This window comes from Hymenobacter fastidiosus (genome assembly GCF_039539565.1).
In the GTDB taxonomy this organism is placed as follows: Bacteria; Bacteroidota; Bacteroidia; order Cytophagales; family Hymenobacteraceae; genus Hymenobacter; species Hymenobacter fastidiosus.
Genome location: NZ_BAABDJ010000035.1, coordinates 1 through 22,975 on the forward strand (window position 1 = coordinate 1; position 22,975 = coordinate 22,975).

The following is a 22,975-nucleotide window of genomic DNA, read 5'->3' on the forward strand; positions in this document are numbered from 1 at the left end:
AATTCAAAACGGCGGATGCCCGCATCAAACTCGCTAAATTATACCCGACCCAATAAGGTTTCTCGACCACTAGGCTGCCGCGCCTTCCTCGGCAACCGGCTCTTATGCTGACTTCCAGCTTCCCGCTCCTCAAACAGGGTTGCCGGAAGGCCCTGCGCAACAGCAGATATTTAGTATAGACCTGTTCCCAAATACCAAAACACAAAAAACAGAACGTCATGCTTCATCTGGCGTCCGCGAAGCCGAAGCATCTCGCTCGCTTCGTCGGCATGCCATTGCACCGTCAGCAGGCGAGATGCTTCGACTCCGCTACGCTTCGCTCAGCATGACGCCTGCTTTTTAGTATTTGGGAACAACTCTTATGAATAAACATTCGGGGATGGAAATCCGGTTATAACTGGGCTGGCGTAAGTGCGTCATCTTTAAAACAACTGCTTCTTCCTCCTCCTCATGAAAAAGAATCTGCTTTCGCTCGCTGTCGTTGCCCTGCTGGGTGCCGCTACCGCCACTTCCGCCACGGCCCAGGCCAAAATGGCGCCCAACACCGTAATGGTGGGCGGCGAGGCCATGTACGCCAACAAGAATATTGTTGAAAACGCCGTCAACTCGAAAGACCACACCACGCTGGTCGCTGCCGTGAAGGCCGCCGGGCTGGTGGCTACGCTGCAAAGCAAAGGTCCGTTCACGGTATTCGCGCCCGTCAACGACGCTTTCGAAAACCTGCCCGCCGGTACGGTAGAAACCCTGCTGAAGCCGGAGAACAAGGCCACCCTGACCAAGGTGCTGACCTACCACGTAGTAGCCGGCAACCTGACCGCCGACAAAATTATGGCGGCCATCAAGGCGGGTAAAGGCACGGCCACGCTCACTACCGTGAGCGGGGGTAAGCTGACGGCCATGATGAACGGCGCGAAGAACGTGGTGCTGACCGACGAGTCGGGCAACACGGCCTGCATCTCGACCTACGACGTAACGCAGAGCAACGGCGTGATTCACGTCATCGACAAAGTAATGCTGCCTAAGTAACTGACCTTACGCAGCGCCTCACCCCCCCGGCCCCCTCTCCTTTTCGGAGAAGGAGCTGGGGGGCAGAGTTGATACGTAGGGCTGCGTAACATCAGTAAGTAAACCAGCAACTCCGGTTGCAAGCTGCCGCCCATTACACAGAAAAAGCCGGACGCAAGTCCGGCTTTTTCTGTGTACTGGTATGTACTGGTTCTTCCGGCTAAACGCCTAGCGGGTAGTGCTGCCGCTTGTCGAGCCCGAAGTCGTCGAGCCGCTGGTGGTCCGGCCGCTGGTAGAGCTGCCGCGGGAACGGGTCCCCTTGGCCTTCATCTTGCCGTTGGAGCCGGATTTCATTTCGCCGTTGCTTCCGCGCATCGTACCACTGGTAGTACCGGCGGTCATCGTGCCACTGGTAGTACCCGAAGTCATCGTTCCGCTCGTGGTGCCGGCCGTCATGGTGCCACTGGTTGTACCGGAGGTCATGGTCCCGCTGGTCGTACCCGCTGTGGTACCGGAAGTCATGGTGCCGCTGGTCGTACCCGCTGTGGTACCGGAAGTCATCGTGCCGCTGGTCGTACCGGAAGTCATGGTGCCGGAGGTAGACGAGCCTGAAGTGGTCTGAGCCCGGGCGGCAGACAGGCCGGCAGCGAATACGGCCAGGATAACAAGTGAGCGTTTCATAGGACGGGGGTTAGGTGGGGAAAGGTAGCCGGCTCGGCAATAATAGCCTTACTGTTAGGTCTCTACGAGGTGTTCTGTGATGATGTTATGAATAAAATTTTGTCTTTAGCTGGTAGGCCTGCCGCCGCTGGCCGGTACCGCTTAGCCGGAAGCAGCCCCGTCGTACTGGCCAGCGGCGGCAGGCCCACTACCGGCGGGCGCAATCTTTTTCCGTAGATTCGTGTTGGCCCGTCATTCCTGTTTCCCTCATCCCGGCATATGAAAATAGTTTCGCTCGTTCTCGTCGCTACCGCCAGCACCCTGTTGGGGCTCACCAGCTTGCCGGCGCGGGCCGATAATGGCGCCGGGCTGTCGTCTGTGACGGTGGTGGTGTCGGAGCTGGTATCGACCCGGGCGGTGGTAAAGCTGTACTTCTACAACGTGCGCGACAAGTTTCTGCAGCACGGCGGCTACGCCTTTATGCGGGTGGTGAAGCCCGGCGGCCAGAACCAGATTCAGCTGCCCATCGATTTGCCGCACGGCGAGTGGGCCGTGGCCATCACCCAGGATATGAACAACAACGACAAGCTCGACAAGAACTTTCTGGGTATTCCCACCGAGCCCTACGCCTTTTCCAACAACATCCGGCCCACCATCAGCGCCCCCGATTTCAACCAGTGCAAGTTCATGGTGAACGGAACGGGGAAGGTGGTTTCCATTGTGCTGAAAAAATAGCGGCGCCGCATCTGCCCGGTCAGGACGCCGGCAAAAGCTCCTCCCTTTCGGGCTTGTCCTTACCCTGATTTTTGCTCGTTGCTCCGGTCGGGCCGCTTGAAGCGGTCCGACCGGTCGTCGTAAGGGCCAAACCGCGCCAACGAAGACCGGTCGGACCGCTTCAAGCGGCCCGACCGGAGCCTACGACTACGGTTGCCCGACTACCTAACCCGGCGGGACCCTGCGTGAAGTACATCCGGGCAAGCCTTCAGGATTTGGGGGAAGAACCAGGTCCGGTGGCCGGGGCTGTTGCTTTCCATGGGCGCTCTGGGTTTCTTGCATCTTCCCAACCCATTGCCATGCGCCTCCATTTGCTGCCGGCCGTTCTGAGCCTGTTTTCTGCCCTGGCCGTTTCGGCCCAGACCCTGCCCGTGCTGGACCAGAATCCGCCCACCCTACGCTGGCGGCAGGTGCGCACCCCGCACTTCCGGGTGCTGTATCCGGCGGGGCTGGATTCGGCGGCCCAGCACACGGCCCGGCGGCTGGAGCAGGTGCACAAACCGGGCACGGCCACGCTGGGCGTAGTGCCGCCGCCCATCAGCATCGTGCTTCAGAACCAGACTTCGGTGAGCAACGCCTTCGTCACGTTTCTGCCGCGCCACGCCGAATTTTTCATCACCCCCCAGCAGGGTATGGGCTTGGGTACCGTCGACTGGCTCGACGGGCTGGTGGTGCACGAGTACCGCCACATCGGGCAGTTCGACAAGGCCCGGCAGGGAATCGGGCGGGTGCTGCACCCGCTGCTCGGCGACGGGGGCCTGGGCGTGGCGGCGGTGGGCGTGCCCCAGTGGTTTTTCGAGGGCGACGCGGTGGGCAACGAAACGGCCCTGACCCGCAGCGGCCGGGGCCGGATTCCGAACTTCAGCGTCGACATGCGGGCCAACCGCTTGGCGGGCCGCCACTTCGACTATCAGAAGGCGGTGAACGGCTCGCTGCGCGACAACGTGCCCGACTGGTACGGCCTGGGCTACTTCCTGACTTCGTACCTGAAAAACCGCTACGACCCCGCCATCTGGTCGCGGGTGCTGGACCGGTACTACGCGTTTCCGTTTTACCCGTTCTCGTTTTCCCGCAGCATCCGCCGCACCACCGGCCTCACCGTGGAGCAGCTCTACGACCGCACCATGGCCGACCTCGACTCGACCTGGCGGGGGCAGCAACAGAACCTGAAAACCACGGTCGGCCGCGACTTTGCGGTGCAGCCGGAGCACCAGGGTAAGCACCCGGTGTTCACCGAGTACCGCTACCCGCAGTACGTGAACGACAGCACCGTAGTGGCCCTGAAAACCGGCCTCGGCGACGTAGCTCAGCTGGTGCTGCTCAACCGCCACGGGGCCGAGCGCCGGCTGTTCGTGCAGGGGCTGGTGAATATTCCGGAGCTGCTGTCGGTGGGGGGGGGCAAGGTGGTGTGGCCGGAGTTCCGCTCCGACCCGCGCTGGAGGCAGCGGGTGTATTCGGAGCTGCGGCTGCTGGACCTGACCAGCGGGCAGCTGACCCACCTGAAACAGCGGCGCTACGCCACGGCCGCGCTGAGCGCCGACGGGCAGCGGCTGGTGGCGGTGCAGACCGATTCGGCCTACCACCATGCCCTGGTGCTCGTGGATGCCCGCACCGGCGCGGTGCAGCAGACGCTGCCGAACCCCCCAAACGATTTCTACACCCAGCCCCGCTGGACAGCCGACGGCCAGGTGGCGGTGGTCACGCTCAAGCCGGCGGGTAAAACCATCGAGCTGCTAAACCCCGCGACGGGCACGGCCCGGGCGCTGCTGCCGGTGGCCAACATCAACCTGACCAACCCCCAGCCCTGGGGCGACTACGTGCTGTATAACTCGCCGCAGTCGGGCATCGACAACGTGTACGCGGTGCAGATCAGCACGGGCCGGACCTGGCAGGTAACGTCCCGCCCCCTGGGGGCCTACCACGCCGCCGTGGCCCCGGACGGGCGGCACCTGGCTTTCCACGAGTTTCGGGCCGACGGCTCCCGGGTAGTGGAAATGCCGCTCGACCCCGCCACCTGGACGCCCGTGCCGGTAACCACCACCGACACCCAGGGTATTTACGCCGCCCAGCTCAGCGCCCGGGAGCCGGCCGCCCAACTGATCCAGCCCCTGATGCTGACCCGGCCCGATTCGGCCCGCTACCCGGTGCAGGCGTACTCCCCGCTAAAGCATGCCTTCAACGTGTTCAGCTACGGCCTGATTCAGAGCCCGGCCGGCAACGGGCTGAGCCTGGGCGTCCGGTCCCAGGATCTGCTGAATACCACCCAGGCCGTGGTGGGCGTGGGCTACGATCAGGTGGAGCGCACCGGCAATGTATTCGGGGGGCTCAGCTACCAGGGCCGCTACCCGGTGTTCGATGCCAATATTGAATACGGCGGCCGTGACGCGGCCTTCCTCACTTCCCAGGGCCTGGTGCGCGACCAATGGACCTACACCCGGCTAAGTACCGGCGTGCGGCTGCCTTTCAACCTCACCCGCTCCAGGAATCTGGAGGCCCTCACGCTCAGTGCGTACTACCTCCACGAGCGGGTGCAGGGCTACGATCTGCCGGTGCGCAGTATCAGCGAGGTAGGTCCCAGCCAGCCGCTGAACGGGGTGCAGACGTCGCTCAGCTACGTCCGGCAGCTTAAGCAGAGTGCCCGCGACGTGGCCCCGCGCCGGGGCCAGACTCTGCTCGTCACCTGGCGCACCACGCCCTTCGGCATGGGGCTCGATGCCGCGCAGTTCGGGGCCCAGAGCAGCGTATTCCTGCCCGGTATCGGCAAGCATCAGGCCATTCGGGTGCGCGGGGGCTACCAGTATCAGCAGCAGCGGGAGTACCGGTTCGGGTCGGCCGTGTCGTTTCCGCGGGGCGAAGGCTACGTGAGCTTCGACCGGCTGCGGGCTGCCAGCTTCGACTACTACCTACCCATCGCCTACACCCACTGGACGCTGGGGCGGGTGCTCTACATTCAGCGCCTGCGCGCCACGGGTTTCCTGGACCTGGCGCACGGCGAAACCAGGCTGCGCTCGGGCGCGCTGCGCGGGCGCGACTACCGCAACGTAGGGGTGGATGCCAACGTGCTCTTCAACGTGCTCCACCTGCGCACGCCCATCGAAACCGGCCTGCGCTGCGTGTACAATACTTACACCCGCACCTGGGTGCTGGAGCCGCTGGTGCTGAACATCCGGATCTGAGGAGCCCGTCATTTCGCGCCGCCGGTCATCCTGAGCAAAGCGCAGAACCTTCCCCGAATAGCTTGTCAGGCCTGATTCAACGCCCAAAGTCCCCGGCTACGCGCCGGTGCAGGGCTGTGCTCATTTTAATCGCCTTTCCGTTTATCTGGGGCGCCGCTGGGTAACGCGAAGTTTCCCTTCACGGGTCGTTACGGACGGCCCCCGCCGACCCGCGCCGGACGTCGCGCAGTAAACCTTCGCGGTACGGCGTCCACTGCCTGCGAAACCGCGCTAAAGCTAGCCACCGCCGGGGCAGGGCGTCGGCCCGGGGGAAACCTTTCGACGGATTTCCGGCTTATCCCTCCCTGAACTTCCTCTCCCCGCGACAAATGAAAGTAGAAATATGGTCCGACATCATGTGCCCGTTTTGCTATATCGGCAAGCGCCGCTTCGAAGAAGCCCTGGCCCGTTTTCCCCAGGCCGACCAGGTGCAGGTGCAGTGGCGCAGCTTCGAGCTAGACCCCAACATGAAAACCAACCCCGGCCAGACCATTCACGAGCTGCTGGCCGAGCGTAAAGGGGTGTCGGTGGCAGAAGGCCGGCAGATGAACACCCAGATGGCCCAGCACGCGGCCACCGTAGGGCTGGAGTTCAACTTCGATAAAACCATTCCGGCCAATACCTTCAACGCCCACCGCCTTATCCACCTGGCCGCTGCCCACGACCGGCAGGATGCCATGAAGGAGCGCATCCTGCGGGCCTACTTCACCGAAGGCCAGAACATCGACGACCCGGCCACGCTCACGCGCCTCGCAGCCGGGCTGGACTTGCCGGCCGCCGAAGTAGCCCAGCTGCTGCAATCGGACCGCTACGCCCAGGACGTGCGCCACGACGAGTACCAGGCGCGCCAGATCGGGGTGCGCGGGGTGCCGTATTTTGTCTTTGCCGATAAATACGCCGTGTCGGGAGCCCAGCCGAGCGAGCTGTTTCAGGAAGTGCTGGAGAAAGTATGGGAAGAAGCCCGCCCCGTACCCGGGCCGCTGGCCGGAACCGATGGCGCCGCCTGCGGCCTCGACGGCAGCGACTGCTAAACGACAACCCAAAGACGCGCCGGCCCCGCCGCAGCTACCAGACCAGCCGCGAAATTGCGAAGCGCCTACGGCCGGCGGCGCCGGGTTGTCGTAAGCCAACTGTCCGGTACCGGTTACGCGCTTTATTTCGCGGCGCTGTGGCTGCTGCCCGGGAGTGGCTGCGTACCCAGCGCTGAGGCCGGTGCCGGCCGCGATGCCGCGCGACGGCCTTTCCATCTGGTTGGCGCATCTTTGCCGCCATATTTTGCCTGGGTCAGTATGAGTTTGCTACGCGTTGCCGGAATCAGTCTGCGGGAAAAGGAAAGCTTCGGCCTCCGGAATATCAGCTTCACGCAACAGCCTTTCCAGAAAATTGCCATAGCCGGCGAAACCGGGGCGGGGAAGAGCACCCTGCTCCAATGCCTTGCCGGCCTGATTCAGCCCACGGCGGGGGAGGTGTGGTTTGAAGAGCAGCGGGTGCCGGGCCCGGCCGAAAAGCTCGTGCCGGGCCACGCGGGCATTGCCTACCTCTCGCAGCACTTCGAGCTGCCTAAGTTTCTGCGCGTCGAGCAGGTGCTGCGCTATGCCAGCAAGCTGCCCGCCCCCCAGGCCGCCGCGCTCTACGCCGTGTGCCGGATCGATCATCTGCTCACCCGCCCCACGGACCAGCTGTCCGGCGGGGAGCGGCAGCGGATTGCCCTGGCCCGGCTGCTGCTGTCCTCGCCCCGGCTGCTGCTGCTCGATGAGCCCTTTTCCAACCTCGACCGGGTGCATCGGAACGGGTTGAAAGCAGTTATCCAGGACATCAGCGAAACCCTGGCTATTACGTGTCTGCTCGTGTCGCACGACCCGGCCGATACGCTGTCCTGGGCCGACGAGATTCTGGTGCTCAAACAGGGCCAGCTGATTCAGCAGGGCCCGCCCGCGCAGATTTACCAGCAGCCCGGGGATGAGTATACCGCCGCCCTGTTCGGCGACTACAACCTCGTAACCGGCCCGCTGCTCACCGCTTTTGCCCGGCAGGCGGGAAGTCGGAAAAAGAGCGGGCAGATGCTCATCCGTCCGGAGAGCCTGACGCTGGGTGCCGCGGCAAGCGGCGGTCTGCCCGGGGAAGTGACCAGCGTACAGTTCTTCGGCAGCTATTCGGCCGTGCGGGTGGCGCTGCTGGGCAGCAGCGTGACGGTGAAAACAACGGTGGCCGGTATGGCCGCCGGCGACGCCGTAGCCGTTTCCCTGGCCCCGGCCGGCGCGTGGTATCTGTAAACCCCGGCAAGCCCGCTCCGGGTTTGGGTAAAGACAAGGCCGGGGCCAGGGACTTTGCAATCAGGGCCGCGGAAACCGCTTAGCCTTTCCTGCCCGCGGCTTTTTTCGGGGCGGGCTGGGCGGCTTTCGTGCCTTTCATGGGGAAGCCCCGCTCCCGCATCAGGGCGTCGATTTTCGGGTCGCGGCCGCGGAAGGAGCGGTAGGCGTCGGCGGGGTCCACGGTGTTGCCCACCGACAGGATCTGCTGCTTCAGGCGCTGGCCCACGGCCTGGTCGTAGGGGCCGCCGGCTTCGGTGAAGGCGCCGTAGGCATCGGCCGCCAGCACCACCGACCACAGGTAGCTGTAGTAGCCGGCCGAGTAGCCGTCGGAGGAGAAGACGTGCGAAAACTGCGGGGTGCGGTGGCGCATCACCAGCTCGCCGGGCATGCCCAGCTGGGTCAGGGTTTCGCGCTCAAACTTGTCGGGGTCGATTTTCTGGTCGCCGGCCAGGTGCAGCTTCATGTCGATGAGGGCGCTGCCCAGAAACTCGGTGGTGGCAAAGCCCTCGTTGAAGGTGGACGCTTTTTCGATCCGGTCGACCAACGCCTGGGGAATAGGCTTGCCGGTCTGGTAGTGCACGGCGAAGCGCTGGAGCACCTGGGGCGTGGCCAGCCAGTTTTCCAGCACCTGCGACGGAAACTCCACGTAGTCGCGCACCACGCTGGTGCCCGCCAGCCGCGGGTAGGTCACGTCCGACGACAGGCCGTGCAGGGCGTGGCCAAACTCGTGGAACAGGGTGGTGGCGTCGGTCCAGGAAATGAGGGTGGGCGCGCCGTCCTGGCCCTTCACGAAGTTGGAGTTGTTCGACACGATGGTGCTCACCTCGCCATCCATCCGCTGCTGGTTGCGGTAGGCGTTCATCCAGGCGCCGGAGCGCTTGCCGGGGCGGGCGTAGGGGTCGAAGTACCAGAGGCCGACGTGCCGGCCGCTGGTTTTGTCCTTCACCTCCCACACCTTCACGTCGGGGTGATACACGGGCACGTTGGTTACGGGCGCGAAGGTGAAGCCCAGCAGCTCGCCGGCCACCCAGAACATGCCCTCGCGCATCTTATCGAGCTGCAGATATTGCTTCACCTCGTTCTGGTCGAGGTCGTAGCGCTCCTTGCGCACTTTCTCGGCGTAGTAGCGGTAGTCCCAGGGCGCTATTTTGAACGTCGCGCCTTCCCTGGTGGCCAGGGCCTGCATGTCGGCTACTTCCTCCTTCACCCGGGCCACGGCCGGGGTCCAGACTTCCTCCATCAGGGCCATGGCCTTTTCCGGGGTCTTGGCCATGGTGTTGTCGAGGCGCAGGTGGGCGTGGGTTTTGTAGCCCAGCAGCTTGGCCCGCTCGGCGCGCAGCTGCAGAATTTCGGTGATCAGGGCGTTGTTGTCGTTGGCCCCGCCGTTGTCGCCGCGGTTGGTGAACATGCGCCAGGCTTTCTCGCGCAGCTTGCGCTGGTCGGAGTAAGTCAGAAACGGGTCGATGGACGAGCGGGTGTTGGTGATGACGCCGGCCGCCGGCAGCTTGCGGGCCGTGGCGGCGCTGGCGGCATCGGCGCGCAGGGAAGGCGAGAGGCCGGCCAGGTCGGCGGGCGTTTTGAGCACCAGCACCGAGTCGGTTTCGTCGGCCAGCACGTTCTGGCTGAACTTCGTGAACAGGCCCGCCAGCTGCTGGTTGATGGCCGACAGCCGGGTTTTGGCCGGGGCATCGAGCCGGGCCCCGGCGCGTACGAAGTTGTGGTAGTACACGAACGTGAGGCGCTGCTGCTCGGGGGTAAGCTTCTTTTTGTCGGGCGAGTTGTACACCGTCTCGATGCGCCTGAACAGGGGCGTATTCTGGGTGATCTGGTCGCCGAAGGCCGCCAGACGCGGGGCCATTTCGCGCTGCACCACCTGCAGCTCGGGGGTGTTGAGGGTGCCGGTCCACACGCCGTAGGCGGTCTGCACCTGGTCCAGAGTCTGGCCCGTGCGCTCCAGAGCGGCAATGGTGTTTTCGAACGTGGGCACCTGGGGGTTGGCGGCAATGGCCTGCACCTCGGCCAGGTTCTGGACCATGGCTGCTTCCAGGGCCGGCTTGAACTGGGCTACCTGCACCTGGTCGAAGGCCGGCACGCCGCCGTAGGCCCCCGCCCAGGGCGCGAGCAGCGGGTTGGTGGCGGCCGTAGCCGCCGGGGCCGACTGGGCGCGGCCGGAAGTGGGGTTCAGGGCAGCGGTGAGGCTCAGGGCCAGCAGGGCGGGGGCCGCCAGCCGGCCGGGGGAGAAAGGGAGAAAGTCAGCCATGGGTTGAAAAAGGAGGAGTTCGTGGGAGCCGGCCGGAAGATACCACGCGTCCCCTGGAAATTTTCTTTCACGCCCATCATTCCGAGCTTGCCGAGGAATCCCGCGTACTGACGTTAGAGTAGCACTCCAACGACGCCACGCGAGATTCCTCGGCAAGCTCGGAATGACGTTCTGAATAATCAGCAGGACGTTCTTCATGCGCGGCTGTCGGAGTTGATTTTGCCGGCCATCAGAACGATGTAGAGACGCATACTTGCGTCTCGGCGTCCGCGCCGTTTGGGGACTTTTTCCATTACGTTCGGCTGATTGACGTTCAACGCCGAGACGCAAGTATGCGTCTCTACATCGTTCTGGTGCAGCACCCGTTACGGTGCGGCGCGGCGAGGGGCGTATACTTGCGCATGAGTATTGACCACGCCACCTTTTTGCGGCACACGCCCGAGGCCGAAAAAACCATCGTCTACGTGGTCGTCGACGAGGACGAAACCGAGCCGTACGACGCCCTGCTGATTGCCCAGACGCCCCGGCAGAAGCTGTTCATAACCCTGGAAGCGCGCCGCCGCTACCTCACCCACACGCTGGCCGCTGACGACGACGATGAAGTAGAGCTGGACTTCGTGCAGGACTACGAAGAAGTGGAAGCCCTGCTGGAAGACGCCGGCCTCTACGGCACCCACCACGACGGGCTCGGGATGCTGTACCACAACCTGCTGTTCCTGCTAATGAACCCCTGAGGAATTGTCCGTCCGCAACCGGCCCGCAAACAAGGAGTGGCAAGCTGCCCGGCACGTAGTGCGCCCAAGCTGCCGTTTGTAAGTGCAAAACCGGGGCGGGGAAATACCGCGGCGGCCGGATTATTTTCAACCCCAAAGCCCTGGCCTGCTCACTTCTTGTCCTACTCTATGCTGCGCTGGATTGACGTGCTCACCTTTGCCCGATACAGCAACCCGGAGCCCCCGCGCCGGGTGGAGCTTGCGGAGGCCGAGTGGGCCCGGCAGCTTCCGCCGGCCCGGTTTCGGGTGCTGCGGCAGCAGGGCACGGAGCCGCCGTACCGGAATGCCTACTGCCGCTGCTACGAGCCTGGCCTGTACGCCTGCGCCGGCTGCGGCAGCCGGTTGTTCGATTCCGCGACGAAATACCACGCCATATCGGGGTGGCCCAGCTTCACTCAGCCGCGGGCCCCCAACGCCATCAAATATACCTGCGACGACAGCCTGGGAATGCAGCGTATGGAGGCCAGCTGCAACGTGTGCGACGCCCACCTCGGCCACGTCTTCCCCGACGGACCAGCCCCCAGCGGCCTGCGCTACTGCATCAACTCCGCAAGCCTGGTCCGAATACCCGCCGGGCAGGACCCCTGACTTGGCCCGCCGACAGGTAGCCCGTCGTTACTGAATCACAACCTCCTTGCTGGCCGTATCGGACTTGCCATCCCCTTTGGCCGTCATCTTGACGGTATAGGTGCCGGCCTTAAGGTACTTGTGCTTCACGATTGCGCCCGCCTCAATGGCGCCGTCGCCATACTCCCAGGCGTAGGAGTCGGCATCGTTGCTGCACGTGGCATTCAGCTGGATTTCCTCGTTGACTTTAGTGCTCAGGCTGCCCTTATCGACACTGAAACAGGCTTCCGGCTTTTTGGAGCAGGAAGCGAACAGCAGAATACCAGTGGCCAGCATGGCCGGACGAAACAAAAAGGAAGGACGCATAGAAGGGATTTTTTTGGATGATTAAATATACGTGGGTTAAGGGTGAGACATGCTTTTATTCAATAAATAAGGGTGAATTGACCATTTATTATTAGAAAAATTAAATAAGGCAGGGGTTAAGCACCGCCGCCCAACGCTAGCGCCACCCGGGCCGGAAAAGCCTACTTCCGAAAGACAGCAGAACAGCCAGCGGCCAACAGTTGCCCCGGTATCCCGCAAACCCGCAAACTCATAGCCATACGGCTCCACGCGAGGTCAGCAGCTCCGTCCCAGTGCCCCGCTTAAGTTGGGGCTGGGCCTCACCCGTGGGCCCGACCGGCGCGGGGCCGGGTTGCCGCGTGGCGGCAGATGAGGTACAACCTCATCGTCATGTTGGGCACGGGCTACCAGTTCGCGCCAGTTGGGGAGTTTGAGCGGCGCAGGAGCGGTTTGCCGCGTTGTGGCAGATGAGGTGGAACCTCATTGTCATGGTGGGCACGAGCTACAAGCTTCCTCAATACATAGGTTACAGGCAGGGAGATTTGTCGAATGTAGCTGCTCTAACTATTGTTGCCTCACCACCATGGAGAATTCTGAAATTTAGATCTGTGCTAAGAGTTGACAAACTGTGGTCTAAATATTCACTGGCAGTCATTTTAACAATGATAATGTAATTTATTTTGGTATTATCTTTTGATAAAATGTTTTTGATAATGGTGCTGTCGCAAGAATAATAGCCCATGGTAGATATTAACATTGCAATACTGTCCATTATCTTGTCTTTCAATCCATTTTTCAATTCATTTTTATACACCTTAAATTTAAGATTGAAGTCATTTGCGTCCTTGGATTTTTCTTGTGTGAATTGTATAAACTTTGATATATCTTTCATTTCGATAAACGATATGACGTTGTCGCCCGTATTTAGGTGAAGGCAATCTGCCGATTTTATTGTCCTCATCCCACGGCAGTAAGCATCTTTTATATAGTCATAGTCGAGTACTGTGACTGTGGATTTTGAACATGTTCTAGGAATTGAATGCATTGTATGGTAATTAGCCAATGAGTTCACTTCTAATAGGTTTTTTATATGTGTTGAGGTATTCATTTGGCTTTCTTGTTTTGGAATATTATGGACTGCATTGGCTCAGCTAGCAACTCGTAAAGCGGTTCTATGTCTGAAGTTATATCATGAAAGTTGCAGCCATCAGGTGACTTTTCGGCAATGTAAAACTTAGTTAGGTTTTCAATCTCATAAGTTCTAACAAATGTCTGTATCGCTTTCAGGAAATAGGGACTATGTGTGCTTATTAAGCAAAGGAGATTGTTTTTTACGAGCATCGCAACAATCTCTGCATACACTATTTGCCAAGCAGGATGTAGGTGAACTTCAGGTTCATCAATAATTAAAAGATTATTGCCTGTAAACAAACCTAGGTTAACGAGCATTTGAAGTATTCCCAACGTTTTTACCCCTGAGGCAGTGTTGTTAACGCTGAAACTATATCCATCTGTAGTTTTGTAGACAAATTCATCTTCATCGGAGTCAAAATACATTTTCCCGCTTATCAACTCCGATATCTTATCTATTATTTCAGATTCAAATGGTTGATGTGCTTCCATGTCATTCGATACAAGATTCAGTTTTTGAATCAAGTCTTGTGTTGTATAATCTCCTATATCCCTGCTTCTGTAGGCAGGGGAAAATGATTGCAAAGTGCTGTATTTGTTTATTGTAAATGGTGATTCTAAAAAAGTGCAATCGTCAAATATCTCAAACTTGCTTGAATCTTTTATTTTAAAATCTGATATTTTATTATCCTTGAATGAAGAATAAAATATTTCTTCATCATCCTCACTGTTTTTTAGGCTTATTGTTCCAAGTTGGTGGATATTTCTTTTATTATTAATTTCTCTTGAAAACACAGAAGTTAACATGCGGCCATAGGAGCCCTTATACAAATCTTCTTCATTTATATTAGAAGTCAATACGACTTTTAGATCTGATATGTATTGGTTCAATGCATCATCTATAGGGTCCTTGTTACCATCCACTATTGGGGTATTAAGTTCCTTTTCTCGAATGAATGACCTGTGTACAATGTTATTGTATATATTGCTTTTTACGGCTTCTAATGCTACATCTATATTGTCTATATCGAATGCTTCTGGTTCCAGTAAATAATTTGTATATCTCCTCAAGATCATATTTATGTTCTGGGGAGAAAAACGTCCTCCAAGAACACCTCTGAGTTTAGACATCAATTCCGAACTGTACGCCGTAATCTTGTTCTTCTGTTCGTAGTTGAACTGTTGCTCCTTATTTCTAAATGATTTTGTAAGAGCAAAAAGTGTCTTTCCAACAGTTGACTTACCGGAATCATTAAAGCCTCCAATTACAGTGAGGCCAAGCAGATCAATCTCGGCACTGTTAACTGGACCTATATTCCTTATTGTGATTTTCATCTTGGCTGCATCAGGTGTAATCTTGGGCAATATATCAGCTTCCTGCGAATAGACGTTTCCCCACGCTGAAGTAGTGGGCCGACTTTTTCCCTTACGCCCCCACCTTCTCCTCACTCCCCAGCTCCGCCAGAATCCGCTTAGCCGCCTGCACGGACTTCACCTCGTCGATGCTGATGATGAGCTGTTCCTTGCGCTCCTTCATGCTCGCGGTGCGGCTGTGGGTCTGGAGGTAGTGGAGGATGTTGCCGAAGCTGTCGCCCGGTTAGCTGGGGCTATTTTTCCAGCTCGGCCCAGAAGTCTTCCTTGCCTAAGCCCAGGATGCGCAGGCCGTTTTTGAGGATGAACTCCGGCACCGGGTCGATGTGCGTCTGGAAGGTAACCGGGCGGTTCAGGTCTTTGCGGGTCCAGTGCTCGTGGCCGCCTTTGGTGCGGGTACACTGGCAGCCGACGCGCTCCAGGAACGTCCGGTAATCCCGGATGGTCACGTTGCGGAGCGTTTTGATGGTCATCCGGCCAGCACGGGTAGCTCCACTTTCCGGTCATACTTCCGAAAATCCTTGTGGTTGACAATATCCTGCAGCTGGTCGTTTTGCCGGAGCAAGCGGCTGAACTCCGGGGCCTTGTAGGTGCGGCTGGTGGCGCGACCAGCCAATTTCCAACCCAGGCGCAGCAGCTCGTCCTGCAAAGAACCCTTGTTACGGGTATAGCGCAGAAACTCCTGGAGCGTTTCGTCAAAGGAGGCGCGGGCTTCCTTGTCCGAGTGGCCGTAGCCGAACATGTCCAGAGCGGGGGAAAAGATGACGTGCAGCTCCTCCTCGCGGTACGAAAGCAGGGACAAGCCTACTTCCATCACTTTGCCGTCGGGGCTTTTCACGGTTCCCCGGTATTTGAGTTTTGCCACGGTGCAGTGAAAGGTTACAGGGCAAGTTAGTACTTGCCGCCGCGTGGAACAACAGGGTTAGAGTAGGGTTTCATTCCCCGGCGTTTGGAGCTGGTGGTAAAAAACGTGTCACGCTGAGCGAAGCGGAGTCGAGGCATCTCTCTCCCGCTTCGTCCGGCTTCCCTCTCTTTTGGCTTCGCGCCTCAGGCGAACCGGGGCTGGGGGTGAGGTTCAACAAAGCCCGCGAGATGCTTCGGCTTCGCGGACGCAAGATGAAGCATGACGTTCTGGATTGCGCATACTCTACGCCTCCACCTTCTCCTCACTCCCCAGCTCGGCCAATATCCGCTTGGCAGCCTGCACGCTTTTCACCTCGTCGATGCTGATGATGAGCTGTTCCTTGCGCTCCTTCATGCTCGCGGTGCGGCTGTGGGTCTGGATGTAGTTGAGGATGTTGCCGAAGGTGTCGCCCTGGAAGTAGGCGGCGTTGTCGGTGGCGGGGATGTAGCCTTTGAGCAGGTTCTTCTTGAGCGTGAGCTTCTCGAAGCCGGCCTGGCAGGCCTGCCAGCGCAGCTTCACGATGTCGGCGAGCTGCTCCACCTCGGCGGGCAGCGGGCCGAAGCGGTCCACCATGCCGGCAATGAGCTTGCGCAATTCCTCGGGGCCCTTGGCCCGGTCCAGCTTGCTGTAGAGCTGCAGCCGCTCCGACACGCTGCTCACGTAGGAGTCGGGAATCAGGATCTGCAGGTCGGTTTCGATGTTGCACTCCCTGGGGCCCTTGTTGCCCACGGCATCCTGGAGTCGGCCGGTCGTGTCGCCCAGGAACAGGTCGCGGAACTCGGTTTCCTTGAGCTCGGTCACGGCCTCGTCCAGAATCTGGTGGTAGGTTTCGTAGCCCAGGTCGTTGATGAAGCCCGACTGCTCGCCGCCGAGCAGGTTGCCGGCCCCGCGGATGTCGAGGTCGCGCATGGCCACGTTGAAGCCCGCGCCCAGGTCCGAGAATTCTTCGAGGGTGCTCAGGCGCTTGCGGGCGTCGGAGGGCAGGCCGGCCACGGGCGGGGTGAGCAGGTAGCAGTAGGCCTTCTTGTTGGAGCGGCCCACCCGGCCCCGCATCTGGTGCAAATCACTCAGCCCGTGCAGGTGGGCGCGGTTGATGATGATGGTATTGGCGTTCGGAATGTCGAGGCCCGACTCAATCAGGTTGGTGCTCACCAGCACGTCGTACTCGCCGTCGACGAACTTCATCATGCGCTTTTCGAGCTGGTCGCCCTCCATCTGCCCGTGAATGGTGGTGATGCGCGCGTCGGGCACCAGGCGCAGGATCATGGCGCCCATCTCGTCGAGGTCCTTCACCCGGTTGTGCACGAAGAACACCTGCCCGCCGCGCTTCAGCTCCCGGGCCACGGCGTCGCGGATCAGGATTTCGTCGAATACGTGCAGCTCGGTCTGCACCGGCTGGCGGTTGGGCGGGGGCGTGGCTATCACGCTCAAATCCCGGGCCCCCATCAGCGAGAAGTGCAGGGTGCGCGGAATCGGCGTGGCCGACAGCGTGAGCGTGTCCACGTTCACCTTCAGCTCCTTGAGCTTGTCCTTGGTCTTGACCCCGAACTTCTGCTCCTCATCGATGATGAGCAGGCCCAGGTCCTTGAACTTGATGTCCTTGTTGGTGAGGCGGTGGGTGCCGATGAGGATGTCGGTTTTGCCGTCGGCCACCCGGGCCAGGGTTTCCTTGATCTGCTTGGTGGTCTTGAAGCGGTTCACGTACTCCACCGTCACGGGCAAATTGCTGAGCCGCTCGCGGAAGGTTTTGTAGTGCTGCATGGCCAGAATGGTGGTAGGCACCAGGATGGCGGCCTGCTTGCCGTCGGCCACGGCCTTGAAGGCGGCCCGGATGGCAATTTCGGTTTTGCCGAAGCCCACGTCCCCGCAGATCAGGCGGTCCATGGGGTGGGGCACTTCCATGTCGCGCTTCACGTCCTCGGTGGCCTTGGCCTGGTCGGGGGTGTCTTCGTAGATGAACGAGGATTCCAGCTCGGCCTGCATGAAGGAGTCGGGCGCGAAGGCGTGGCCGGGGGCGGTTTTGCGCTTGGCGTAGAGCCGGATCAGCTCGGCGGCAATGTCCTTGACCTTTTTCTTAACCGACTTCTTCTTGTTTTCCCACTCCGGCGAGCCCAGCTTGCTCATGGTCGGCGGCGTGCCCTCAGAACCCGAGTACTTGGCAATCTTGTGCAGGGCGTGGATGCTGACGGTCAGCAAATCGTCGTCGCGGTACACCAGCCGGATGGCTTCCTGCATATGCCCGTTGATTTCGACCTGGGTGAGGCCGGCGAAGCGGGCAATGCCGTAGTCCTGGTGGGTCACGTAGTCGCCGGGGCTGAGCGTGCGCAGCTCCTTGAGCGTAAGCGCTTTTTTCTTGGAGAACTTCTTGGCTTCCTGGGCCCGGTAGAACCGCTCGAACAGCTGGTGGTCGGTATACACCACGAGCTTCATCAGATCGTCCACGTAGCCTTCGCGCAGGGCCACCAGCATGTGCTGGAAGGATACGTTGTTGTCCAGCTCGTCGAAGATGGTACGCAGGCGGTCGGCCTGGCGCACCGAGTCGGCCCCGATGATGGTGACGTAGTTTTTGGTGGCGTTGTCGTGCAGGTTCTTCACCATGCGGTTGAAGTCCTTGTTGAACGAGGGCTGGGGTTTAGCCCCGAAGCTGAACTCCTCGGCCCCGGTCTTGAAGTGAAACCGCTTGCCGAACTCCACCACCGGGAAGTTCTCCAGCAGCTTGCGAAACGACTTACCCGTCTCGAACAGCTGCTCGGGCTTGCTCACAATCTGCATGCCTGCCGCCCCCGCCAGCAGCTCCTGAAAGCCCGCGTCGGCCTTCTCAAACGACTCGGTCACGATGTCGATGGTCTGGCGCACGTCCTTCACCCACACCGCCGTGTGCCGGGGCATGAAGTCGAGAAAGGCCTCCCGGGTTTCCTGGAGCAGCTTGGTCTGCACGTTGGGAATGATGCTGATCTGCTGCTTCTGCTCCACCGAAAGCTGGGTTTCGGGATTAAACGTGCGAATCGTTTCCACCTCGTCGCCGAACAGCTCGATGCGGTAGGGCAGCTCATTAGCGTAGGAAAAGATGTCGACGATGCCGCCGCGCACGGCAAACTGCCCGGCCTCGTACACGAAGTCCGACCGCTCGAAGTCGTACTCGGCCAGCATGTCGCTGATGAAGTTCACGTCGAGCTTCTCGCCCACCCTGACCAGAAAGGTGTTGGCCACCAGGCTCTTGCGGTTGATAACCTTCTCGAACAGGGCTTCGGGGTAGGTGATGATCAGCTCCCCGGTTTTGGGCTTGGAGTTCAGCCGGTTGAGTACCTCGGCCCGCATCAGCACGTTGGCGTTTTCCGTCTCGTCGAAGTGGTAGGGCCGCTTGTAGGAGCTGGGGAACAGCAACGGGTCCTGCTCGGGCAGCAGGTGCTGCAGGTCGGCCAGGAAGTAGCCGGCCTCGTCCTTGTCGTGGAGCACGAACAGGTGGTGCTGGTCCGGAAACAAGCCGTGCATAGCCGCGGCCACCACCGCATCCTGGCTGCCGACGAGGCCGCGCAGGTGCAGGCGGGGCAGGGGGCCGGCGGGCGCGGCTTCGCCGGCGGGGCGCAGGGAGTGGCGCGGGGCCGGGTTCAGGCGGGCCGCTACGGTCAGTACGGTTGGGTCGAGGCGGTAGAGCTGGAGGAAGTCGGTGACCTTCAAAACGCGGAAAGGCTAGGGGAGAGGCAAAAAGGAGCAGCCCGGCCGGCTGTATTTCCGGTCGGGCCAAGGCAGAAACTGTGGTAAGCAATACCGCCCGCAAGGTCCGAAAGTTTCCCCGGCCCGCCGAATGCTTGGGTTATGCTTGTGTTTCCTGTACATTAGTCACCTTACCGCGCTGAGTACCCCAACCGCCAAATTCCCCGTTGCACATGGATCCCACCCGCAACTCCGCCGAGGACGCTGATTTTGATTTTGACGCCTGGGTGCGCTGGCAGCAGCTGAAGCAGGCCTGGCACGGCATCACCGCCGCCCGCTGCCAGCGTGCCCGGCTGACCGCCCCGGCCCCTGAGCCCCGGCCCGAGCCGGAAACCGTGTATCTGCTGCCGGTACCGAACTAGCCTCTTTTCTGGTCTGTCATCCTGAGCCAAGCGAAGGACCTTCCTCTTACCAGCGGAAAGTTTTTTCACTGAGCAAAGCCCTTTCCGAGGGTAACGGCAAAGGGAGTTGGGCGTCGAAACATGCTTTTGAGCAGGTCCGAGGAAGGTCCTTCGCTTGGCTCAGGATGACAGATGGGGCGGAGTGCAAGCCTGGCAACCCCAAAACATTCCTTTTCAACTCAGCCCTGACTGCTCGCTGCCTACCTTCGTACTACAGGCTTCCTCTCCCAATTCCCTTTCCTGATAGTGCGCGGTTCTTCTCACCTGGCCATCGGCCTCATTACCGGCGTGGCCGTCGGCGGCCTGGTGGCCGGCATTCCATTTTCGCCGGCCGGTATTGCGCTGGCCGGCTTCTCTTCCCTGGCCGCCGACCTCGACCACCCCAACTCCCGCCTGAGCAAGCGCCTGGGCTTCACCCAGCAGTACGTGCGCTGGGCCTTCGTGCTGGCGGGCCTGGGGCTGGCGGCCTACACGCACTATATGCTTCCGCTTGGCCCCGACCGGCGCATGGGCTTCACGGCGGCCCTGGCGTTTGGACTACTGGGCGCGGCCATGCAGGGCGGCTCGGCCCGGAAGCTGGCGCTGGTGTTCACGGGCGCCGGGGCCGTGCTGGCCGGGCTGTATTTTGAGTTTCTGTGGCTGAGTCTGCTGGGTATCTTCATCTGCGTGGCCCCGTTTACCACCCACCGCTCCTGGACCCACACCATCTGGGCCACGGCGCTCTGGACCTACATCGGCTACCTCGCCAATCAGACCCTGGGCTGGCACGGCGTGGCCCACTACGCCGGGGCGGGCTACGCCTCCCACCTGCTGGCCGACACGCTGACCAAGTCGGGCGTGCGATGGTTTTTGCCCTTGTCGGACTATTCCTTTAAGCTGCCGCTCATTTCTACCGGCTCCGCCTCCGGCAACGTGCTGGAAGTGGGAATATGCCTGGGCTACGGGCTGCTGGTGTTGGGGCTGGTTGTTGGAAGAATGCAGTTCTAGCCAGCGTTGGCGGCCTGCCTGATCCGGAGCGGCTGATTTCACTCGGGTGCGTCGGTAGCGCGCCAGTCCGGTGGTTTAATCCGGGCTGATCTGGGCACCAGCTTCCCGTAAACATACCGGCTGCCAAGTCGTTTGTAGCCAAAACTACCGGATAATCCAGCAGGCGCGGCCAAACCACGAAACGCATAGGATTAAAGCACGAACGGGTAAAACTTGCACCAGCACGATTAAGCTGTTAGCTTAGCATCCTACAGGATAATTAGCAGGTCGATGCAGTTGCTTATATCCTAATTTTATGATATATTTTATTTAATATTGTGACAAGAGGAAATAGCTTCAGGGAGGGAAGATTATCGCAAGCTACTTAAAGGTAGTAGTGGCTTATTTGTTGCCGCCTATGGTCAGGCAACCAGTTGCTGCCTGAATATCTGTACCTGCCTCTCCTTATGCTAATACCGTCATATGCCCGTGTGTGACGGACGGCCGCCCCCCGCATCCGTTTTCAAATAGGGGTACTTTGTATCTTTGACCAGCCCGGTGGTTACCGGGCACCTCGCCCCCTCCTACGCTTACACACCTTTTTTGCGCTCACAAACCAGTTTTTTTATGAACCAGATGAACAGCCCCCTGATTAGGATCGGCGTCTTCTACGACGGCAATTATTTCCTTAAAATCAGCGATTACTACTACTTCCAGCACGAGCGTAAGGCTCGCATCAGCATGGAAGGCCTCCACGAATACATCCGCCACCAGGTAGCGGAAGAAGAAGACGTGGACGTGCGCCTGAGCCAGATTATCGACGCCCATTTTTTCCGCGGCCGCCTGTCGGCTACTGAGGCGCGCGACAAGGACCGGTTGTTCCACGACCGCCTGCTCGACGATATTCTCATGAATATGAGCATCACCACCCACTACATGCCCCTGAAAACCCGCGACGGCCGGTTGCAGGAAAAAGGCGTGGATGTGTGGCTGGCCCTCGAAGCCCTGGAACTGGCTTTGCACAAGAGCTTCGACGTGATTGTGCTCATCGCCGGCGACTCGGACTACGTACCCCTCATCAAGAAGCTCAACACCATCGGCACCCGCGTGATGCTGCTGAACTGGGACTTCAAGTATGTCGACTTCAAGGGCGAAAACCGCGTTACCCGGGCTTCCCAACAATTGCTGGAGCATTCCACGTATCCCGTGGCTATGCACGACGTGATTGACAACGGTCTGGCCAGCGGCGACGAGCTGATTGAAACCCTGTTCGTGAACACGCCCGAGCCCGCGTCTTACCCCAGCGTGAAGCCGGTGCGCCCGACGGGTCCGACGGCGGCTGGTCCGGTTGGTACGGTGGGCATCAGCACCATCAAAAACCTGAAGAACGGCTTTGGTTTCGTGGTCATGCCACCAAACAACCTGTTCTTCAGCTACGCCGACATGGCGGAGGGTGATTTCAACGACCTGCGCGAAGGCGACTGGGTGGAATTCACCGTGGGCCGCAACCACCGCGACGAAGACTGTGCCCGCAACGTACGCAAGGCTCAGGCTCCGGCCGAAGGGGAAGAGGGCTACGAAGAGGAGTCCGAGGAACACGAGCACGAATCGGCCGGCTCCCCGGAGCGGCTGTAAGCACGGTTTTTTATTAGTTTAGGATAACCAGGCCCCTTACAAAAGCCGCCGGATGCTCTGCCCCAAGGCAGATGCGTCCGGCGGCTTTTTGTGTGGCCGCAAAGCAGCGACCGGGTTTTTCGTCCGGTCATCGAACGGTAGGATTATGGTTTATGAAATTGGGCGGGGCCCAGCCTTACCCTTCCTCCCCACTGTCGGCATCGGGGAATAGCAGACGGTGGAAGTCACGCTTGTCGGCAGGGTAGCGGTTGAAGGTGCCCATGCCCCGGGCTACCACGATGTCGCGGGCCGGACAGGCAATATCAGCGCTGGCCACTACCAGGGTTTTGCCCGAATGTTCCACCCGCCCGCGGGCCACGAGCTGGTCGTGCAGGTGGACCGGGTGCAGGTAGTTGATCTTGAATTCGACGGTGGAAACCAGCTCGCCGGCGGTGAAGGCCAGCGACAGGGCCGCCGCGCCCAGGGCGGCGTCCATGAGCCCGGCAACCACGCCGCCGTGGCAGGTGCCGGGCGAGGAGAGGTGCTCGTTGCGGATGGTCATGGTGTATGCCACCTGCCCGGCTTCGGTTACGGTCAGGTGCATGCCGTTGGTCTGGCCATACTGGTTTATCTGGTTGTAGATGGCCACGAGCGTAGCCACATCGGGGAGTTGCTCCATAAGAAGGGAAAGACTGGATGTTGGCTGAAAAGTTAGGTTTCTTTACCGGATAAGCCCTGTTCCATGCGGCCCCCCCTCCCTTTCGCCGGGTTCTGTGCGTGCTACCGGCGCGACCACCAGCGCCGGGGCCCGCGGGTGCGGCATTCCATCGGGACCACCCTGTTTCTGGTGGCGGCCGTGCCGGCCGTAGTGAGGCGGTGCCCGGCGGGGCCAGTGGCCGGTAGTGTAGCCACCTGTGGCTTTGCCCGGATCGGATAGTGCCTTGCGGAGCACAACCGGCCCGC

At 60.2% G+C, this 22,975-nt stretch carries 20 protein-coding genes; 11 read left to right on the plus strand and 9 right to left on the minus strand.

Annotated elements, in window-relative coordinates:
* The first annotated feature begins 450 nt into the window (after positions 1–450).
* Complete coding sequence (locus tag ABD833_RS14330; RefSeq protein ID WP_345073895.1) at positions 451–1,026, plus strand: fasciclin domain-containing protein; 576 nt, start codon at positions 451–453, stop codon at positions 1,024–1,026.
* Between the two features lie 207 nt (positions 1,027–1,233).
* Here the strand turns inward: ABD833_RS14330 and ABD833_RS14335 are convergent, their stop codons facing one another.
* On the minus strand, positions 1,234–1,686 hold the full coding sequence (locus tag ABD833_RS14335; protein WP_345073896.1) for a hypothetical protein: 453 nt from the start codon (positions 1,684–1,686) through the stop codon (positions 1,234–1,236).
* Between the two features lie 258 nt (positions 1,687–1,944).
* Between ABD833_RS14335 and ABD833_RS14340 the strand changes: the two genes are divergently transcribed.
* The 4 genes from ABD833_RS14340 to ABD833_RS14355 all read left to right on the plus strand — a co-directional run bounded on the left by ABD833_RS14340 (position 1,945) and on the right by ABD833_RS14355 (position 7,927).
* Positions 1,945–2,400, plus strand: a complete 456-nt coding sequence (locus tag ABD833_RS14340) for a DUF2141 domain-containing protein (protein ID WP_345073897.1) — start codon at positions 1,945–1,947, stop codon at positions 2,398–2,400.
* 338 nt (positions 2,401–2,738) lie between these two features.
* Positions 2,739–5,615, plus strand: coding sequence for a TolB family protein (locus ABD833_RS14345; RefSeq protein WP_345073899.1), 2,877 nt, complete (start codon positions 2,739–2,741; stop codon positions 5,613–5,615).
* A gap of 368 nt (positions 5,616–5,983) precedes the next feature.
* Positions 5,984–6,685 carry a DsbA family oxidoreductase gene (locus ABD833_RS14350; protein WP_345073900.1) on the plus strand — a complete coding sequence of 234 codons (702 nt, stop codon included), beginning with the start codon at positions 5,984–5,986 and terminating at the stop codon, positions 6,683–6,685.
* Between the two features lie 258 nt (positions 6,686–6,943).
* Complete coding sequence (locus ABD833_RS14355) at positions 6,944–7,927, plus strand: ABC transporter ATP-binding protein (protein WP_345073901.1); 984 nt, start codon at positions 6,944–6,946, stop codon at positions 7,925–7,927.
* A gap of 79 nt (positions 7,928–8,006) precedes the next feature.
* On the opposite strand, the gene ABD833_RS14360 is transcribed toward ABD833_RS14355, so the two are convergent.
* Positions 8,007–10,226, minus strand: coding sequence for a M3 family metallopeptidase (locus tag ABD833_RS14360; RefSeq protein ID WP_345073903.1), 2,220 nt, complete (start codon positions 10,224–10,226; stop codon positions 8,007–8,009).
* A 401-nt stretch (positions 10,227–10,627) separates the two neighbouring features.
* Here ABD833_RS14360 and ABD833_RS14365 point away from each other — a divergent pair, with 401 nt between their 5' ends.
* Together ABD833_RS14365 and msrB are read left to right on the plus strand one after the other, a co-directional pair.
* Positions 10,628–10,960 carry a hypothetical protein gene (locus tag ABD833_RS14365; protein WP_345073904.1) on the plus strand — a complete coding sequence of 111 codons (333 nt, stop codon included), beginning with the start codon at positions 10,628–10,630 and terminating at the stop codon, positions 10,958–10,960.
* A 168-nt stretch (positions 10,961–11,128) separates the two neighbouring features.
* Positions 11,129–11,587 (plus strand): peptide-methionine (R)-S-oxide reductase MsrB, encoded by a 459-nt coding sequence (gene msrB, locus ABD833_RS14370; RefSeq protein ID WP_345073905.1) that lies wholly within the window; start codon positions 11,129–11,131, stop codon positions 11,585–11,587.
* A 27-nt stretch (positions 11,588–11,614) separates the two neighbouring features.
* Here the strand turns inward: msrB and ABD833_RS14375 are convergent, their stop codons facing one another.
* From ABD833_RS14375 to mfd, 6 genes are all read right to left on the minus strand, one after another.
* Entirely contained in the window at positions 11,615–11,932 is a 318-nt protein-coding gene (locus tag ABD833_RS14375) for a PKD domain-containing protein (RefSeq protein ID WP_345073906.1), read from the minus strand.
* A gap of 505 nt (positions 11,933–12,437) precedes the next feature.
* On the minus strand, positions 12,438–12,803 hold the full coding sequence (locus ABD833_RS14380; protein WP_345073908.1) for a hypothetical protein: 366 nt from the start codon (positions 12,801–12,803) through the stop codon (positions 12,438–12,440).
* Positions 12,804–13,015: 212 nt separating this feature from the next.
* Positions 13,016–14,377, minus strand: coding sequence for an AAA family ATPase (locus ABD833_RS14385; protein WP_345073909.1), 1,362 nt, complete (start codon positions 14,375–14,377; stop codon positions 13,016–13,018).
* Positions 14,378–14,649: 272 nt separating this feature from the next.
* Entirely contained in the window at positions 14,650–14,886 is a 237-nt protein-coding gene (locus tag ABD833_RS14390; RefSeq protein WP_135496880.1) for a type II toxin-antitoxin system HicA family toxin, read from the minus strand.
* Positions 14,883–15,278 (minus strand): hypothetical protein, encoded by a 396-nt coding sequence (locus ABD833_RS14395; RefSeq protein WP_345073911.1) that lies wholly within the window; start codon positions 15,276–15,278, stop codon positions 14,883–14,885. Before ABD833_RS14395 ends, ABD833_RS14390 begins: the two co-directional genes overlap by 4 nt.
* A gap of 282 nt (positions 15,279–15,560) precedes the next feature.
* Positions 15,561–18,995 (minus strand): transcription-repair coupling factor, encoded by a 3,435-nt coding sequence (gene mfd / locus ABD833_RS14400; protein WP_345073912.1) that lies wholly within the window; start codon positions 18,993–18,995, stop codon positions 15,561–15,563.
* Positions 18,996–19,204: 209 nt separating this feature from the next.
* Between mfd and ABD833_RS14405 the strand changes: the two genes are divergently transcribed.
* The 3 genes from ABD833_RS14405 (at position 19,205) to ABD833_RS14415 (ending at position 22,033) form a co-directional block, all read left to right on the plus strand.
* Entirely contained in the window at positions 19,205–19,393 is a 189-nt protein-coding gene (locus tag ABD833_RS14405) for a hypothetical protein (protein WP_345073913.1), read from the plus strand.
* Between the two features lie 285 nt (positions 19,394–19,678).
* Complete coding sequence (locus ABD833_RS14410) at positions 19,679–20,419, plus strand: metal-dependent hydrolase (RefSeq protein WP_345073914.1); 741 nt, start codon at positions 19,679–19,681, stop codon at positions 20,417–20,419.
* Between the two features lie 615 nt (positions 20,420–21,034).
* On the plus strand, positions 21,035–22,033 hold the full coding sequence (locus tag ABD833_RS14415) for an NYN domain-containing protein (protein ID WP_345073915.1): 999 nt from the start codon (positions 21,035–21,037) through the stop codon (positions 22,031–22,033).
* 175 nt (positions 22,034–22,208) lie between these two features.
* On the opposite strand, the gene ABD833_RS14420 is transcribed toward ABD833_RS14415, so the two are convergent.
* A complete protein-coding gene (locus tag ABD833_RS14420) occupies positions 22,209–22,691 on the minus strand; it encodes a PaaI family thioesterase (RefSeq protein ID WP_345073916.1) in 483 nt (160 codons plus the stop codon).
* Positions 22,692–22,754: 63 nt separating this feature from the next.
* Between ABD833_RS14420 and ABD833_RS14425 the strand changes: the two genes are divergently transcribed.
* Positions 22,755–22,949, plus strand: coding sequence for a DUF962 domain-containing protein (locus ABD833_RS14425; RefSeq protein WP_345073917.1), 195 nt, complete (start codon positions 22,755–22,757; stop codon positions 22,947–22,949).
* The last annotated feature ends 26 nt before the right edge of the window (positions 22,950–22,975 follow it).

Coding starts and splice junctions, on each gene's coding strand:
- ABD833_RS14350 (WP_345073900.1), top strand. CDS start 5,984: ATGAAAGTAGAAATATGGTCCGACATCATGTGCCCGTTTTGCTATATC.
- ABD833_RS14415 (WP_345073915.1), top strand. CDS start 21,035: ATGAACAGCCCCCTGATTAGGATCGGCGTCTTCTACGACGGCAATTAT.
- ABD833_RS14390 (WP_135496880.1), bottom strand. CDS start 14,886: ATGACCATCAAAACGCTCCGCAACGTGACCATCCGGGATTACCGGACG.
- msrB (WP_345073905.1), top strand. CDS start 11,129: ATGCTGCGCTGGATTGACGTGCTCACCTTTGCCCGATACAGCAACCCG.
- ABD833_RS14330 (WP_345073895.1), top strand. CDS start 451: ATGAAAAAGAATCTGCTTTCGCTCGCTGTCGTTGCCCTGCTGGGTGCC.
- ABD833_RS14420 (WP_345073916.1), bottom strand. CDS start 22,691: ATGGAGCAACTCCCCGATGTGGCTACGCTCGTGGCCATCTACAACCAG.
- ABD833_RS14375 (WP_345073906.1), bottom strand. CDS start 11,932: ATGCGTCCTTCCTTTTTGTTTCGTCCGGCCATGCTGGCCACTGGTATT.
- ABD833_RS14365 (WP_345073904.1), top strand. CDS start 10,628: ATGAGTATTGACCACGCCACCTTTTTGCGGCACACGCCCGAGGCCGAA.
- ABD833_RS14335 (WP_345073896.1), bottom strand. CDS start 1,686: ATGAAACGCTCACTTGTTATCCTGGCCGTATTCGCTGCCGGCCTGTCT.
- ABD833_RS14405 (WP_345073913.1), top strand. CDS start 19,205: ATGGATCCCACCCGCAACTCCGCCGAGGACGCTGATTTTGATTTTGAC.
- ABD833_RS14360 (WP_345073903.1), bottom strand. CDS start 10,226: ATGGCTGACTTTCTCCCTTTCTCCCCCGGCCGGCTGGCGGCCCCCGCC.
- ABD833_RS14380 (WP_345073908.1), bottom strand. CDS start 12,803: ATGAAAGATATATCAAAGTTTATACAATTCACACAAGAAAAATCCAAG.
- ABD833_RS14355 (WP_345073901.1), top strand. CDS start 6,944: ATGAGTTTGCTACGCGTTGCCGGAATCAGTCTGCGGGAAAAGGAAAGC.
- ABD833_RS14345 (WP_345073899.1), top strand. CDS start 2,739: ATGCGCCTCCATTTGCTGCCGGCCGTTCTGAGCCTGTTTTCTGCCCTG.
- ABD833_RS14425 (WP_345073917.1), top strand. CDS start 22,755: ATGCGGCCCCCCCTCCCTTTCGCCGGGTTCTGTGCGTGCTACCGGCGC.
- ABD833_RS14385 (WP_345073909.1), bottom strand. CDS start 14,377: ATGAAAATCACAATAAGGAATATAGGTCCAGTTAACAGTGCCGAGATT.
- ABD833_RS14340 (WP_345073897.1), top strand. CDS start 1,945: ATGAAAATAGTTTCGCTCGTTCTCGTCGCTACCGCCAGCACCCTGTTG.